At 60.8% G+C, this 15,134-nt stretch carries 11 protein-coding genes; 7 read left to right on the forward strand and 4 right to left on the reverse strand.

The window, feature by feature from the left end:
- Nucleotides 1–114: 114 nt before the first annotated feature.
- Together CVV65_RS09410 and odhB are read left to right on the forward strand one after the other, a co-directional pair.
- Entirely contained in the window at nt 115–2,940 is a 2,826-nt protein-coding gene (locus CVV65_RS09410; protein WP_100667912.1) for a 2-oxoglutarate dehydrogenase E1 component, read from the forward strand.
- A 21-nt stretch (nt 2,941–2,961) separates the two neighbouring features.
- Nucleotides 2,962–4,269 (forward strand): 2-oxoglutarate dehydrogenase complex dihydrolipoyllysine-residue succinyltransferase, encoded by a 1,308-nt coding sequence (gene odhB / locus CVV65_RS09415; RefSeq protein WP_100667913.1) that lies wholly within the window; start codon nt 2,962–2,964, stop codon nt 4,267–4,269.
- A 19-nt stretch (nt 4,270–4,288) separates the two neighbouring features.
- Here the strand turns inward: odhB and CVV65_RS09420 are convergent, their stop codons facing one another.
- Genes CVV65_RS09420 through CVV65_RS09430 form a run of 3 tightly spaced genes read right to left on the reverse strand, consistent with a single transcriptional unit; the run spans nt 4,289 to nt 7,395 of the window.
- Nucleotides 4,289–5,512 carry a sugar ABC transporter permease gene (locus CVV65_RS09420; RefSeq protein ID WP_232796574.1) on the reverse strand — a complete coding sequence of 408 codons (1,224 nt, stop codon included), beginning with the start codon at nt 5,510–5,512 and terminating at the stop codon, nt 4,289–4,291.
- Nucleotides 5,509–6,300: an ATP-binding cassette domain-containing protein gene (locus tag CVV65_RS09425; protein WP_100667914.1), complete on the reverse strand. Its 792-nt coding sequence runs from the start codon at nt 6,298–6,300 to the stop codon at nt 5,509–5,511. The genes CVV65_RS09420 and CVV65_RS09425 overlap by 4 nt, the downstream gene beginning before the upstream one ends.
- 18 nt (nt 6,301–6,318) lie before the next feature.
- Complete coding sequence (locus tag CVV65_RS09430) at nt 6,319–7,395, reverse strand: sugar ABC transporter substrate-binding protein (protein ID WP_100667915.1); 1,077 nt, start codon at nt 7,393–7,395, stop codon at nt 6,319–6,321.
- Nucleotides 7,396–7,684: 289 nt separating this feature from the next.
- Here CVV65_RS09430 and CVV65_RS09435 point away from each other — a divergent pair, with 289 nt between their 5' ends.
- The gene (locus tag CVV65_RS09435; protein WP_100667916.1) at nt 7,685–8,902 is read left to right on the forward strand and encodes an ROK family transcriptional regulator; all 1,218 of its coding nucleotides are present in this window, start codon (nt 7,685–7,687) and stop codon (nt 8,900–8,902) included.
- Nucleotides 8,903–8,928: 26 nt separating this feature from the next.
- Here CVV65_RS09435 and CVV65_RS09440 read toward each other — a convergent pair whose 3' ends face one another.
- Complete coding sequence (locus CVV65_RS09440) at nt 8,929–9,900, reverse strand: sigma-54 interaction domain-containing protein (RefSeq protein ID WP_100669362.1); 972 nt, start codon at nt 9,898–9,900, stop codon at nt 8,929–8,931.
- Between the two features lie 313 nt (nt 9,901–10,213).
- Between CVV65_RS09440 and CVV65_RS09445 the strand changes: the two genes are divergently transcribed.
- The 4 genes from CVV65_RS09445 to CVV65_RS09460 all read left to right on the forward strand — a co-directional run bounded on the left by CVV65_RS09445 (nt 10,214) and on the right by CVV65_RS09460 (nt 15,048).
- Nucleotides 10,214–11,617: a glutamine synthetase family protein gene (locus tag CVV65_RS09445; RefSeq protein WP_198591987.1), complete on the forward strand. Its 1,404-nt coding sequence runs from the start codon at nt 10,214–10,216 to the stop codon at nt 11,615–11,617.
- A gap of 70 nt (nt 11,618–11,687) precedes the next feature.
- On the forward strand, nt 11,688–13,058 hold the full coding sequence (locus CVV65_RS09450) for an APC family permease (protein ID WP_100667917.1): 1,371 nt from the start codon (nt 11,688–11,690) through the stop codon (nt 13,056–13,058).
- A 115-nt stretch (nt 13,059–13,173) separates the two neighbouring features.
- Nucleotides 13,174–14,085, forward strand: a complete 912-nt coding sequence (locus CVV65_RS09455) for an acetamidase/formamidase family protein (RefSeq protein WP_100667918.1) — start codon at nt 13,174–13,176, stop codon at nt 14,083–14,085.
- A gap of 72 nt (nt 14,086–14,157) precedes the next feature.
- Nucleotides 14,158–15,048 (forward strand): proline iminopeptidase-family hydrolase, encoded by an 891-nt coding sequence (locus CVV65_RS09460; protein ID WP_100667919.1) that lies wholly within the window; start codon nt 14,158–14,160, stop codon nt 15,046–15,048.
- Nucleotides 15,049–15,134: the final 86 nt, after the last annotated feature.

Raw genomic sequence — 15,134 nt, forward strand, 5'->3', positions numbered from 1 at the left:
GAAAGGGAGGCACACCTGTGACGCCGAGCACGCGCATGAGTGGACGGATCTGGTAAAATTTAAAGGCGAGAGGGCCAAGCCATTCATCGGAACTCTCGAAAGGAAGGGGTAGAGATGTCCAAAGTTCCAACCGCGCCTTCACCCGCCACCTGGGCGGATTTTTATGGACCCAATCTCGGGTATGTCCTGGAATGGTACGATCGCTACACCCGGGATCCGGATTCGGTGGACCCGGAAACCCGGGCGCTGTTCGATCGTTTGGGGCCACCCCCCGTCGGCGAGATCATTGCGCCCGGCGAAGCGAAGCGGACAGCGGCCGACCGCCCGACCATCGACCCCGGCGTGATCACCAAGCTGACCGCGGCAACCCGGCTGATCAGCAACATCCGGATCTACGGCCATCTGGAGGCACGAATCTACCCGCTGGGGGATGAACGCCCTGCCGTTCCTTTTCTTCGGCCGGAGGCTTACGGGATTACAGAGAACGACCTGTCCACCCTCCCCGCCTCCTGGGTCTTGCCCGAGGCTCCGGCAGATGCCCGCACAGCCCTGGATGTGGTACGAGCTCTGCGCCGCCGGTACACCGGGCCCATCGCCTACGAGTTCGCGCACGTCTTTCGCGAAGACGAACGACGCTGGCTCCAGGCCCAGGTCGAATCGGGAACGTTTCTGACCCCGAAGCCGCCGGAGGAGCAGAAACGGCTACTTCGCCGCCTGATCGAGGTGGAGGAGTTCGAAACGTTTCTCCACAAGACCTTCGTGGGACAGAAGCGATTCTCCATTGAAGGTGTGGACATGTTGGTTCCCATGGTGGATGCCGTGATCCGGGGTGCAGCCCGGTTTGGCGCCCGCCAAGTGTTCATCGGCATGGCCCACCGGGGCCGGCTCAATGTCCTCGCCCACGTTCTCGATAAACCCTACGCAAAAATCTTCGCCGAGTTTCACGCCTCGCCGAACAAAGACCTGGTCCCTTCAGAAGGTTCCATGGGGATCAATTACGGGTGGACCGGGGATGTGCGATATCATCTCGGAGCTCGGCATGAAGATGAGGCGGTGCATCTGCGCCTGACCCTGGCCAACAACCCCAGCCACCTGGAGTTCGTCAACCCCGTGGTACAAGGATTTACGAGAGCCGCCCAGGAGGACAGAAGCCGGCCGGGGCTGCCCGGTCAGGATTTGGACGGCGCCTGGGCCCTGCTCATCCACGGGGACGCGGCCTTTCCCGGAGAAGGGGTGGTGGCGGAAACCCTCAACCTCTCGGGGCTCGCCGGGTACCGCACCGGAGGCACCCTTCACATCATCACGAACAACCTGCTAGGCTTCACCACAGAACGGGCGGACGATCGCTCCACCCGGTACGCCAGCGATCTCGCCAAGGGGTTCGAAATCCCGGTGGTGCACGTGAACGCCGACGAACCCGAAGCATGTCTGGCGGCGGTGGAACTTGCCGTGGAATATCGGCGGCGATTTCACAAAGATTTTCTCATCGATCTGGTGGGATATCGACGTTGGGGACACAACGAAAGTGACGATCCCGCCATGACCCAACCGGTTCTCTACAGCAAAATCAACGCCCATCCCTCGGTGGGGAACCTGTATGGACACCGCCTGGCCGATGCCGGAACGATTCGATCGGAAGAGGCGAGGCAGATGAGGGAGGAGGTCCAGGAGCATTTGCGCCGGGCCTATGCCGAAGTCACCTCCGAGTCGGTGCATCCCGACATCCCGGATCCCGGGGGCGAGGATCCCGAACTCCCGGAGAATACCGGCGTCCCCGAGGAGCGACTCGCCATCATCAACGAGGCCCTCACCGATTATCCGGCAGGATTCCGGGTCTATCCGAAAGTCGACCGGATTTTGAAGCGGCGGCAGAGCCATTTTCGGGAAGGAGGAAGGATCGATTGGGGGCACGCCGAGGCTCTGGCCCTGGGCAGCATCCTCCTGGACGGGGTGCCCATCCGGATCAGCGGCCAGGACACCCAGCGGGGCACTTTCGGCCATCGTTTAGCGGTGCTCCACGACCTGCAGACCGGGGAGCCCTTCGTGCCTTTGCAACATCTTCCGCAGTCTCGAGTCTCCTTTGCCATCTACAACAGCCCGCTGACGGAGACGGCTGTGATGGGATTTGAGTACGGGTACAGCGTACAAGCGCCGGAGACGTTGGTGATCTGGGAAGCGCAGTTTGGGGATTTTGCCAATGTCGACCAGGTCATATTCGATCAGTTTCTGGCCTCGGGCCGGGCCAAATGGGGACAGACCTCGGGCATGGTGGTGCTTTTGCCCCACGGATATGAAGGACAGGGGCCGGAACACTCCAGCGCTCGGTTGGAGCGATTTCTCCAGTTGTCCGCCGAACACAACTGGACCGTTGCCAACCCCACCACCTCGGCCCAGTATTTTCACCTTCTCCGGCTGCAGGCTTGGCGACTACAACACGCCCCCCGGCCCCTGGTGGTGTTGACGCCAAAAAGTTTACTCCGCCATCCCCGGGCCGCTTCGGAAAAGGCGGAGTTCACCAGCGGGCGGTTTCAACCTGTCCTGGACGATCCCCGTCGGGACATAAGCCGGTCGGCCATCAAACGGGTGCTTTTGTGTTCAGGGAAAATATCTGTGGATTTGTTCGCCGCCCTGGAAAAAGACCCGGAGGCCGGCGGGTCCCTCGGGGTGGTACGGGTGGAACAGTTGTATCCTTTTCCCAAAGAAGAGTTGTCCCGGATTCTCGCCGGTTACCCCGGGGCCGAGGAAGTCGTGTGGGTCCAGGAAGAACCGCGCAATATGGGATCTTGGGCCTATGTGGCCCCCCGGATGCAGGCCCTTCTTCCGCCGGGACAGGCCCTGAAATATGTGGGGCGACCGGAGCGGTCGAGCCCGGCCGAAGGGCTTGCCGACGCTCACGGCGCGACCCAGGCGAAGATTGTTCAGCAGGCCTTGCAGCATTAAAGAAACAAGGAGGGGTTTTCTGTGGCAGACATCAAGGTACCCGAACTCGGGGAGTCCATCGTCGAGGCCGCAATCCTGAGTTGGCGTAAAAATGAGGGCGATCCGGTGGCCAAGGGGGAAACGGTGGTTGAGTTAGAAACGGACAAAGTGAATGTGGAGGTGGCATCCGAGGAAGACGGCGTGTTGGAGGCGATTCTGAAACCGGCGGGAGAGACGGTCTCCGTCGGGGAAACCATCGCCCGGATCCGATCGGGTGCTGCCGGCCAGGCGGCTCAGCAAGTCCCGAACCAACCAGCCCGGGGCCAGGAGCCCCCCCCTCCGGAAACCAAGCACTCTAACGCCGGGGAAAAAGGCCTGGCGGTGGAATCCCGCCCAGTCGAAGCCTCCCAGGGCAAAACCGGGCCCCAGACGGCGGATAATCCCTTACCCGCCGCCTTGGACCAGGCGACGGCCCCCTCCTCGGTCACGCCGCCGACCCCGAGGACCCCTTCCCAGCGCCGAAAGGCTCGTCAGGCTGACGGTCCCCAGGCCGCACCGGCAACTTCTGCGGCCCGGACAGAGGTTGTTCGAGAAGCCACGGCCCCTACGGCCCCCGTGGCCCCGGGCACGACGACCGCGTCCCCCTTGCGGCCGGATGAAGATCGGATTCCCATGACCCGCAGGCGCCAAACCATCGCCCGGCGACTCCTGGAGGCCAAACAGTCCACGGCTATGTTGACGACCTTTAATGAGATCGACATGTCCGCGGTCTTGGATCTCCGCCGTCGGCGAAAGGACCAGTTCAAAGAAGAGCACGGCGTGGGACTCGGATTTATGTCTTTTTTCACCAAGGCATCGGTGGGCGCCCTCAAAGCTTTTCCCATGTTGAACGCGGAAATAGAGGGCAACGAGATCGTCGTGAAACACCATTACGACATCGGCATCGCCGTCGCCACCCCCGCCGGCTTGGTGGTGCCGGTGGTGCGGGACGCCGATCGCCTCACCTTTGCCGAGATCGAATCCCGGATCGCCGATCTGGCGAAGCGGGCTCGGGAAGGGACTCTGCACCCTCAAGAACTTCAGGGCGGCACGTTTACGATCACCAACGGCGGGGTGTTCGGGTCTCTCTTTTCCACCCCTATCCTCAACCCACCCCAGGTGGGAATTCTCGGGATGCACGCCATTAAAGAGCGTCCCGTCGCCGTGGAGGGCCAGATTGTCCTTCGGCCGATGATGTACGTGGCCCTTTCCTACGATCACCGCATCGTCGACGGGGCCGAGGCGGTTCAGTTCCTGGTCAAGGTCAAAGAGATGGTGGAAGACCCGGAGACACTGTTGCTGGAAGGTTGACGGGAAACGGGGCCGGTGTTCACCGGCCCGTGCGTGCCCTTCGCCGTCGGGTGATGGTATCGATGGTCACGGCGATGAGGAGAATCGATCCTTCGATCACATATTTCACACTGGAAGGGGCGCTCAACAAGTCCATTCCGTTCTCGATACTCCCGATGACCAAAGCGCCGGCCAAGGCGTTGTACACGAAACCCCGCCCGCCGAACAAACTGGTGCCCCCAATGACCGCGGCGGCGATGGAATCAAGGAGAAGGTTCCCGCCGCCGGAGGCCGGCGAGGCGGAGCCCAGCCGGGATGCCCCGAGGATTCCGCCGATCGCCCCGAGAGTGGAGGCAAGGGTAAACACGGCAATCCGAACTGTTCCCAGCCGGATTCCGGCCCGGCGGGCCGCTTCGGGGTTACCGCCAAGGGCGTAGACGTGCCGACCAAAAGGTGTAGCTTGGGTGATAAATGTAAACAAAGCCACAAAGGCGACGAGGATCAGGCCGGACAGCGGTAGGCCCCGATACCCGTTTAACACCGCCACCGTCACCACGCACAGCGCGCCGACCACGGCGGCCCGAAGGGCGGTCTCCTTGGCCGAGGGCGCCGACAAGCCCCGGGATCGCCGCAGGGCCCGACCCCGAAAGACTCCCCAGGCGTAAGCGATGGTGACGAGAACGGCCAAGGCCCATCCCGCCCCCGAGGGGACATAGGAGGACGCGATGGAGAGCAGGGAGCCATTTTGCAGGGGCACCGTTCCCTCCTGTCCCAACATAGCTAGGAGAATGCCCTGATACCCCAGGGACCCGGCCAGAGTGACGATGAACGAGGGCACGCCGATCACCGTCACCCAAAACCCCTGAAACGCTCCAATGGCGGCCCCGCAGGCCACCGACGCCAACACGGCGGGCCAGGCCCCCCATCCTCCGTCCGCAGCCAGAACCAGGACGCCCGCTGCTACACCACTGACCGCCGCAATCGACAAATCGATTTCCCCGAGCAGGAGAATGAAGGTCTCCCCCACCGCCAACATCCCGATTTCTGCGATCTGCAAGACAAGGTTGGACAGATTACGGCCGGAGAGAAAATTCCCATTCACGGCTTGGAAAACGATCCAAATGACGATCAGCCCGATCACCACGGGTAACAGTCCCAGATCTCCCTCGGCCCAGCGGGCCCGCATGCGGTGCCATAAGGAGACATCGGAAGCCGCTTCCGATTCCAGTCGGGCGGCTGCCTGCAGCATCTGCTGCTCGTTCACTTCCCCGCCACCTCCACCGCCGCCCCGGTGATGGCGGCCACCACTTCCTCGGGCGACGTGTTTTCCTTGAGAAAAGTCGCCGCCGTCCTCCCGAGGCGCAAGACGACAATGCGATGGGCAATCTGAAACACATCATGCAAATTGTGAGAAATCACCATAACCCCCACGCCCTCCCCGGCGAGCCGCACAATCAGGTCCAACACCGCCCGGGTTTGGGCCACCCCCAAGGCGGCAGTCGGTTCATCGAGAAGGACGATGTTCGATCCCCACAACACCGCCCGGGCCACGGCCACCGTCTGCCGCTGTCCTCCCGAGAGCCGGGACACCGGGGTGGACAAAGGCGGAAGGCGAATCCCGAGCTTTTGCAACACCGGGATCGCCGCCTCCTCCATCTCCGCTTTCCTCAGGACATGCAATAGACGGGGGATCACCGGCCGCGTGCGCTCCCGGCCGAGAAACAGGTTTGAAACAATATCTAAATTGTCGCATAATGCTAAATCCTGATAGACCGTCTGAATCCCCAAGCGCTCCGCATCCGCTGGGCCGGACAAGGTCACCCGGCGACCGTCTACAAAGATTTTACCGCCGTCCGGTCGCTCAACCCCGGAGATGATCTTAACGGTGGTAGATTTACCCGCACCATTGTCGCCCACTAAGGCCACCACTTCGCCGGGCCACACTTCCAGAGAGACATCGTGAAGTGCTTGGACGGCCCCGAAGGATTTGCGCAGATGTTCGACCCGCAGCAGCGGTTTTTGCGGAGATCCTTGTCGCCTTTCTTTTTCCACCGGTTCACCTTCTAACCATTACTGGATTTTCTGCATGGTGGTATACCCGTCTTTGATCACGGTGTCCTGGATGTTGTCCTTTGTGACGACGATGGGCGTCAATAAGACGGAAGGGACATCTTTGTTGCCGTTGTTCACTTTCCCGTTGACGAGCCCGGAGGGTGGATCCTGATTCTTGACCAGGGCCACCGCCAACTTGGCCGCCGCTTCGGCTTCCTGTCTGACCGGCTTGTAGACGGTCATCGACTGGGCTCCTTTGAGGATGTTGTGGAGACCCGCGTCGGTGGCATCCTGCCCGGTGATGGGAATTTTACCCACGAGGCCCTGGGGCTGAAGGGCCTGGATCACCGCCCCGGCCAGGTTGTCGTTGGCAGCCAGTACCCCGTCGACTTTGTTATTCAAACGGGTCAAGGCCTGCTCCATCTCCCTCTGGCCGTTCTCCGCCAGCCAATCCGGCGTATAGGTTTCATAACCGAGTTTCAAGGTGCCGTTATTGAAAAGGGGGTCAAGCACTTTGTGAGCCCCTCTGGCAAACAGCAGGGCGTTGTTATCCGTTTGAGCCCCGTTGATCATGACCACTTTGCCCCCTTTGCGGGTGTGGTCGGCGATGTATTGCCCTTGCATCTCCCCCACCCGCTCGTTGTCAAAAGACACGTAATAGTCCACGTCTGCGCCGGTGATCAACCGGTCGTATGAAATGACTTTCACGCCGTTTTGTTTGGCTTCGGTGACGATGCGCGCAGCCGCCTTGGAGTCCACGGGGTCGAGCACCAAGACTTTGGCCCCATTGGTCATCGCCGCCTCGGCTTGTTGTTGCTGGGAGGAAGCGCTGCCCTGGGCGTTGGAATAGAGCACCTGCACCCCGGGCGCCTCTTTGGCCACGGCATCCTCAAAGCGAGGCCGATCTTGGGACTCGTACCGCGGCGATGTGGCGGTCTCCGGCAGCAGCAATGCAATCTTGGCGCTGCCCGAAGACTGACCCTGGGACGGGCTTGAACCCGTGGAGGGACTCTGTCCACAGCCCGCCACGAGCAGGGCAGCGGCGACTCCAGATAAGGCGGTAGTCCACACCCGTGACCTTACTTTTGGTATCATTCATCATCCACCCCTTCTTTATATATTTTCCGAACAATCGGAGTATAATGGACCTGACAGCAGTATAACAGAAACTTTATTTGACTACAATACAAACAAAGTTTCTCGGATGTTGCAAGCCGATACATCTAGATACGATTTACACGGGAAGAATTCCGGTAAATCTGAGATTTTGTCGAACCCCTCCTGAAAATCGTTTCAAGCGGCTCCAGAAAAACTTTTTTTATTGCGCTAAAAAAGATCCCTTTGTTATGATAGGCAAAGAGGTGGAAGGGAACGGGGGGGAACGATGATCAAGAAACCGGTTACCGGAGATCAGAATTTTATTAAACAACTCAACCGCTCCGTGGTTTTGGACGCCATCCGCCGGCACAGCCCCCTTTCCCGCACGGACATCGCGGATTTGACGGGGCTCAACAAAGCCACAGTGTCCAACCTGGTGAGGGAATTACAGACCGAACATCTGGTACAGGACGTGGGAGAGGGGCGATCTCACGGGGGGCGCCGGCCGCAGCTGTTGGTGTTTCGAAAGGACGCGGGATATGTCTTGGCCGGTCAACTGGATGTGCACTATCTTCTGATGGCCCTCACGAACTTGGACGGTCAAGTGGTATGGAAACGGCGGGTGTCTCTCCCTCCGAATCCTTCCGTGGACCAGGTGACAGAAACGGCAGCGGCCATATCCCGGGAAGCGGAAGGGGCGGTCGACGGGACGGCCCCCTACGGAATCATCGGTGTGGGACTAGGAATCCCAGGGATTGTCGACCACAAGAACGGCATGATTCTGCGCGCCCCGAACCTGAACTGGACGGACGTGCCCTTCCGGACCCTGTTGTCCGCCAAAACCGGCCGGCCAGTGGTGATTGACAATGATGCCAACTGCGGGGCCATCGCAGAGCTCCGGTACGGGTTCGGCCGGGACACCGCAAACCTCCTGTACGTCAGTATCGGCACAGGCATCGGGGTGGGCATTGTGGCGGACGGCCGTTTGTACCGGGGAGGTCGGGGCTCCGCCGGGGAGTTCGGCCACACGAGCCTCTACCCGGACGGTCCCCAGTGTACCTGTGGGAATCGCGGATGTTGGGAACTGTACGCCTCGGTCTCCGCTTTGAGCCGGGTGTTTCGGCAGAAACGGGGTGGAACGGCCGGGTGGCCCTACGATCCTTCCTCTTGGGAAGAGTTGTCCGCCATCAAACACCTGACAGACCGCGGCGACCGCCATGCTCTGGACGCGTTGCATCATGTCGGGGAGTATTTGGGAGTAGGGGTTTCTTCGTTGATCCAGGGACTCAATCCCGAAGCTGTGATCATCGGCAACGACATGGCCCTTTTTGGGCCTTCTTTGCTCGCCGTCATCCGTCAGGAGGTCCGCAAAAGGGTCTTTCCTTTCAACCAAGATCACCTCATCCTCGACGTCTCCCGGCTAGGGGAGGACAGCGTGCTCATCGGGGCGTCGGCCATGGTGGTGGAACAATTTTTCGCCCGGGTGGAAACCGCCCATTTATAGGCCTTCGAGACTCTTCATTCGGAGTTTCACCTGGCATCCGTGATGCCCAAGCGGCGCATCTTGCGGAGCAGGGTCGTGTGACTCACCCCGAGCACGGCGGCAGCCGCCCGCACGCTGGAGGTATGGCCCAACGCCCGCTCGATGGCCCGGCGCTCCGCTCCTGCCACCGTTTCCGCCAGCGTCGGGACACCGCCGGAACTCGTAAAAACAGGTGCTCCGGAATTGTCCCCCACCCAGGAGCCCAGAATCTCCGCCAACACCTGCCCTCCATCGATGAGGCGCCCAGGACTTCGCACGTACAACGATTCGACGATGTTGCGCAGCTCCCGGACATTCCCTGGGTAGTCGTATTGAGACAGTTGCTGGACGAGCCCCGGGCTCATCTGCTTGGACTGGCCGAACTCGCGGTTAAAATGGTCCATATAATACGCGAGCAGCCCGGGGATCTCGTTTTTGCGCTCCCGCAAGGGAGGGACGGCGATTCGAACCACGTGAAGCCGGTAAAACAAGTCCGCCCGAAACCGGCCTTGGCGCACCAAATCACGCAGGGGTTGGTTGGTGGAAGCGATCACCCGAACGTCTAAGCTTCGCGTCCAGCTACCCCCCACCCGGCGGATCACCCGGTCCTGCAAAACCCGCAACAATTTCGCCTGGAGCAAGGGAGACAACTCGGCGATCTCATCGAGGAGCAGGGTCCCTTTGTCGGTCAATTCAAAAAGTCCGGGGCTCCCCTCCCGTTTGGCTCCGGTGAACGCCCCCCGTTCGTATCCAAACAACTCCGACTCCAACAGGGTCTCCGGAATCGAGGCGCAATTCACCTTCGTAAAGGGCATCTTGGCCCGGGGACTGTTCCGGTGGATGAAATCCGCCACCACCTCTTTGCCCACTCCCGTTTCCCCTTCGATCAATACGGTCGATGGGTACTGGGCAACCCGCCGGGCCTCTTCCAACACTTTGCGAAATCCCTCGCCGCAGACCGCCAGTCCCGCCGCCTCCATCGCCACATCCCATCCTTCCTCATGTCCGAGGTTCCTGCCGAGGGCTCCCGGCAGCAAAGTCTCCTTCCCCGGTCGATCCCCTTGTCATCATCATGATCAATTATATACCACATTGGTACAGTTTTGGACCACTTGAGGAACCCGCAGCGTCGCCCTCCCCGGACCCCGAGACCCCAGGTCCCAGAATCCCGGCCTTTCCGGCCAGTTCGGACCGTCATCCGGAAGAGCCGTCAATTTGGCACGATTTTTGCGAGTTAACGTTTGTCAAATCCCGGCGGCGGATTACTCCCGCACGCCCGAACGGAGGAATGAGGTGACATCATCGGATTGGCATCAAGAAGTTCAGCAAATCATCCAAGCCCACCAAATTCAGTTGGTCCGGGTCTGCGTCCAGGATCTCGGGCACATGAGCCGGTGCAGAGAGGTTCCATCGGGGCGGTTTCTGGAACGTATGGCGACCGACGGGCTGTCTTTTCCCTCCGCATTGTTCGCCTTCGATTCCTCGGCTCGCATCGTTCCGGGGGCGGGGCCCGGCCCACGCAGCGGGTACCCCAGCTGGCACCTGCAGCCCGATCTCAGCACCTTCTCCGTTCTCCCCTACGCTCCGGGCGTTGCCCGGGTTATCGCCGATCCCTTCGAGTCCAAGGGACAGCCGGTGGACTATGCTCCCCGCCACGTCCTGCGCCGGGTTCTGGAGCGGGTACGGGCAGCGGGATTCCAAGTGAAGGGGTCTTTTGAATTCGAGTTCTACGCTTTTGCACGAGACGGGGATTCCCGCGGGCAAGCCCCCATACCGCCTGACTCCATCTCCCCCGGTCCCTCGTCCCTTCACCCGCCGGGGCATCCCGCCTGGACCGGGCTGCAATGTTTTTCTGAGATCAAACAGGCGGCCCTGGAACCCCTCTTGATCCATCTCATCCAAACCCTCGAGGCGATGGGGGCCCGGCCGGAGGTGGCAAACACCGAGTACGGTCCAGGACAGTTCGAAATCTCTTACGCGTCGTATTGGAACCTCGAGATCGCCGACATGGCCTTTTATTACCGGACCACGATCCGGGAGGTGTTGGCGCAACACGGTCTCAAGGCGACCTTTATGAGCAAGCCCCTCAGCGGATTCAGCGGAAGTGGTGCACATCTGCACCACGGGCTCTACGGGGCTGACGGTGCCAATGCCTTCGCCGATCCCCAGGCCCAAGATGGGTTATCGCAGCTCTGCCGATGGTTTATTGGCGGGCAGTTGGCTCATGCTAGAACCGTCAGCGCGCTGATGAACCCCACGATAAACGGATACAAGCGCCTCCAGCCCGGGGCCTTCGCCCCGCATTGGATCACCTGGGGATATGACCACCGGGAAACGATGATCCGGGTGCCGCCGGCCCGGGGAGAAGCGACCCGGATCGAAAATCGCCTCCCCGGAGCAGACACCGATCCCTACCTGGCTCTGGCCGCCGCCCTGGCAGCCGGACTGGACGGGATTGAGCGCCGGATCGATCCGGGAGACCCGGTGGCGGATCGGGACGTGTCCGAAATGGCAGCTCCTGTGCTTCCCCGATCGCTATCTGAGGCTCTGGATGCCTTTGAAGAGGATCCCTGGACCGAAGAGGTGTTCGGGCGGTCTTTCAAAGAACAGTTCCTACGGCTGCGCCGGGAGGAGGTGGAACGTTTTCTCCGCCATGTGACAGACTGGGAATGGATGGAGTACGAAGATATATTTTAGCGCGAAACTGCGCGCGCAAGAGTTCACTCCGCCAGGTGGCGGCCACACGATGTCAAGGAGATGAAGGGCATTGGATAAATGCGACGATCACGAGTCGTCCCTTTCCGTCGAACAGTTTGGCTACAAGCAAGAGTTGAAACGCAGCCTCAGTTTTTGGGATTTACTTGTGTATGGGCTTATTTTCATGGTGCCCATCGCCCCCATGGGGATTTACGGCCAGGTGGTCCAAACGGCCCACGGCATGGTGGTGTTGGCGTATTTGATCGGCTTGGTGGGGATGATTTTTACAGCATTCAGCTATTTTCGCATGTCCGAGGCCTTCCCCATCGCCGGGTCGGCTTACGCCTATGTTCAGCGGGGATGGAACCCGTTTATCGGTTTTCTTGCCGGCTGGATGATCATGCTGGACTACATTCTCATCCCGGGCCTGCTGTACCTGGTTTCTGCATCGTGGCTGAACGAACTCGTGCCCGGCGTGCCAACCTGGGGTTGGGTGGTGGTGTTCGTCGTCATCAACACCATCATTAACATCCGGGGAATCCAAATGACCAACCGGGCCAACTGGGTCATTTTGGTGATCGAACTGCTGACGTTTTTGGCCTTTTGTATCGCCGCACTGATTTACGTGGCCTCGGGGACAGCAGGCACGCATTTTACCTTTACCCCGGTGTTCAACCCGCATGAGTTCAGCTGGGCGATGGTGGGCTCCGCCACGTCGATTGCGGTGCTGAGCTTCTTAGGGTTTGACGGGATCAGCACCCTGGCGGAAGAAACCCGGGGTGGCCGGTCGACGATGGGCAAAGCCACGGTGGCGGCGCTGATCGTGGTGGCGGCCCTGTTCATGGTGTTGACTTATTTGGCCGCGGTGGCGTACCCCGATTACACGCAATTCCCGGATCCCAACGTCGCTTTCTATTTTGTGGCGGAACGGGTGGGAGGCACCTGGTTAAAATTGCTCACCCTGGTGGTCACGGTGATTGCCTGGGGCATCGCCAACGCCTTGGCGGCCCAGGCGGCGATCTCCCGGCTGCTCTATAGCATGGGGCGGGACCGCATGCTCCCGGCCGTCCTCTCCACCGTCCACCCGCGGTACAAAACGCCCATTGTGTCCACCCTGGTGGTGGCGGCCCTCTCGATCATCGTCACCGCTTTCCTCAGCATCGACAACCTGAGCCGTTTGGTGAATTTTGGTGCACTGACCACCTTTATCGCCTTGAACCTCACGGTGATGATTTATTTTCTCGGCAAAAGGCGGACCGGGCGATGGGGGGCGCATTTCCTCATGCCCCTGTTGGGGATCCTGGTGCTCCTTTATGTGTGGCTCAACTTCGATGCCTTGACGTTTTATCTCGGGGGCAGTTGGTTCATCCTCGGGGTGATCGTGCTACTCATCACCACCCGGGGATTGCGGGTGAAACCCAAAGACATCGAATCGGTGTGACAACCGCGTGAATCCCCGCCCGGTGTCCGGGCCCGGCCAGGCAAGCCGGGGCCCCTGCGGCCGGGCGGCTCCTGGGTGTCGAATACAAATACAGGATAAAAATGGAGGATGACCTATGGCCACTCATCAGCTGTCAAGCAGTCATTTGATCTATGCCATGTCCGCCGGGAATCGCCCGGCTCTTCGGGTGCACAATGGAGATCGGGTGGTGATCGAGACCGCCGACTGCTTTGAGAATCAAATCCGCTCGGAGTCCCAGGATTTTGGCGGGTTGGACTGGGAACGGATCAACCCGGCCACCGGGCCGATCTACGTCGAGGAGGCAGAACCCGGGGACATTCTCGCAGTTCACATTGAAAAAATGGAACTCGCACCCCGGGGAGTGATGACGACAGGCCCGGGACTCGGCGTTCTCGGGGACGAATTGGCTGACAATCACATCCGGATGATCCAGGTGTCGGGAGGCCGGGTGAACCTTTTCGGGCGAGAGGTGCCCACCAACCCGATGATTGGCGTGATCGGGACGGCGCCCTCGGGAGATTCGCCGATTCCCTGCGGGACGCCTGGGGATCACGGCGGGAATATGGATTGTAAGCGTATCACCGAAGGGGCCATTCTACTGCTTCCGGTCAACGTGCCCGGGGCGCTTTTCGCCTTGGGGGACCTGCACGCCTCCATGGGGGATGGCGAGGTGGCGGTGTGCGGGGTGGAGATCGCCGGGAAGGTGACGGTGAAACTCCATGTGCTGAAAGGGCTCACCTGGCCGACTCCGATGGTGGTGGACGCCGAGCGGGTGATGACCATCGCCTCGGCCGCGACCCTGGACGAGGCGGCAGTCATGGCCACCAAGCGCATGGCCCACTGGATGTCCGGGCAGACCGGGATCTCCGGGGCCGAAGCGATCTTTTTGCTCAGCGCCAAGGGGGAGTTACGCATCTGCCAGGTGGTGGATCCGCTGAAGACTGCCCGGATGGAGTTCGACCGGGCTTGGCTGGAGGAGATGGGGATTTCCTTTGGGAATCTGTAGGGAACTCCCAGGGGGCGGGAGTTCACCACACAGGGCCGCCCCCATCCTCATTTGATCAGGAGGTGTGTCGACGTGGCCGACGCATCGCGCATCGTGCCCATTTCCGGCGGGTACCACGTGTGGACCCGGCGGCTCGGGGAGAGTCCCGTCAAATTGCTTCTCCTTCACGGCGGCCCGGGATTCAATCACGAGTATCTGGAGATCTTTGCCGAACACCTGCCGCCAAACGGAATCGAGCTCTATTTTTACGACCAGCTGGGATCGTATTTTTCCGATCAACCGGATGATCCATCGCTCTGGACGGTGGATCGTTTCCGGGAAGAGGTGGAGGAGGTCCGGCGTTTCCTCGGCCTGGGTCCCTTCTACCTGTGCGGGCAGTCCTGGGGCGGAATGCTTGCCATCGAGTACGCCCTTCACTACCCCGATGCGGTGAAAGGGCTGATTATCTCCAACATGACCGCCTCGGTGGAATCATACGTGCGCAGCGTGAACCGATTGCGCGATCAACTGCCCCGAGAGCTGGTGGATGTGATGAAGCGCTATGAGGCGGCGGGCCAGTATGACGCCCCGGAGTACCAGGAGATTCTCATGAACCACCTTTACCGCAAGCACCTGTGCCGGCTGGACCCTTGGCCGGAGCCGGTGTTGCGGGCTTTTGCCCACGCGAACAACCAGGTGTACAACGTGATGCAGGGTCCCAACGAGTTTGTGGTCACCGGGAATTTCAAGGACTGGGATCGGTGGGATGATCTTCACCGGCTGCCGATGCCGACCCTGCTTTTGGTGGGGCAATATGACACCATGGCGGTGGAGGACATCGAGGAGATGGGGCGGCGAATCCCCCGCTCCCGGGTGGCGGTCTGCCCGAACGGCAGCCACATGTGCATGTGGGACGACAGCCAGGCGTATTTTGGCGCCTTGCTCGGCTTTATCCGGAGTGTGGAGGCCGGGGCGGAGGTGTGAGGTGCGCCGGAGGGAGAGGCGGTACAGCTGCACCCTCGTGGCGGCCGCACCCCCACCCCGGGGCGGCCGCGCGCTCACCCTGGGGA

This window comes from Kyrpidia spormannii (assembly GCF_002804065.1).
GTDB classification, from domain to species: domain Bacteria; phylum Bacillota; class Bacilli; order Kyrpidiales; family Kyrpidiaceae; genus Kyrpidia; species Kyrpidia spormannii.

Bases quoted from the DNA above. Each gene is read 5' to 3' on its own strand.
- CVV65_RS09440 (WP_100669362.1), bottom strand. From the start codon at position 9,900: ATGGAGGCGGCGGGACTGGCGGTCTGCGGCGAGGGATTTCGCAAAGTG.
- CVV65_RS09430 (WP_100667915.1), bottom strand. From the start codon at position 7,395: ATGATACCAAAAGTAAGGTCACGGGTGTGGACTACCGCCTTATCTGGA.
- CVV65_RS09435 (WP_100667916.1), top strand. From the start codon at position 7,685: ATGATCAAGAAACCGGTTACCGGAGATCAGAATTTTATTAAACAACTC.
- CVV65_RS09455 (WP_100667918.1), top strand. From the start codon at position 13,174: ATGGCCACTCATCAGCTGTCAAGCAGTCATTTGATCTATGCCATGTCC.
- CVV65_RS09410 (WP_100667912.1), top strand. From the start codon at position 115: ATGTCCAAAGTTCCAACCGCGCCTTCACCCGCCACCTGGGCGGATTTT.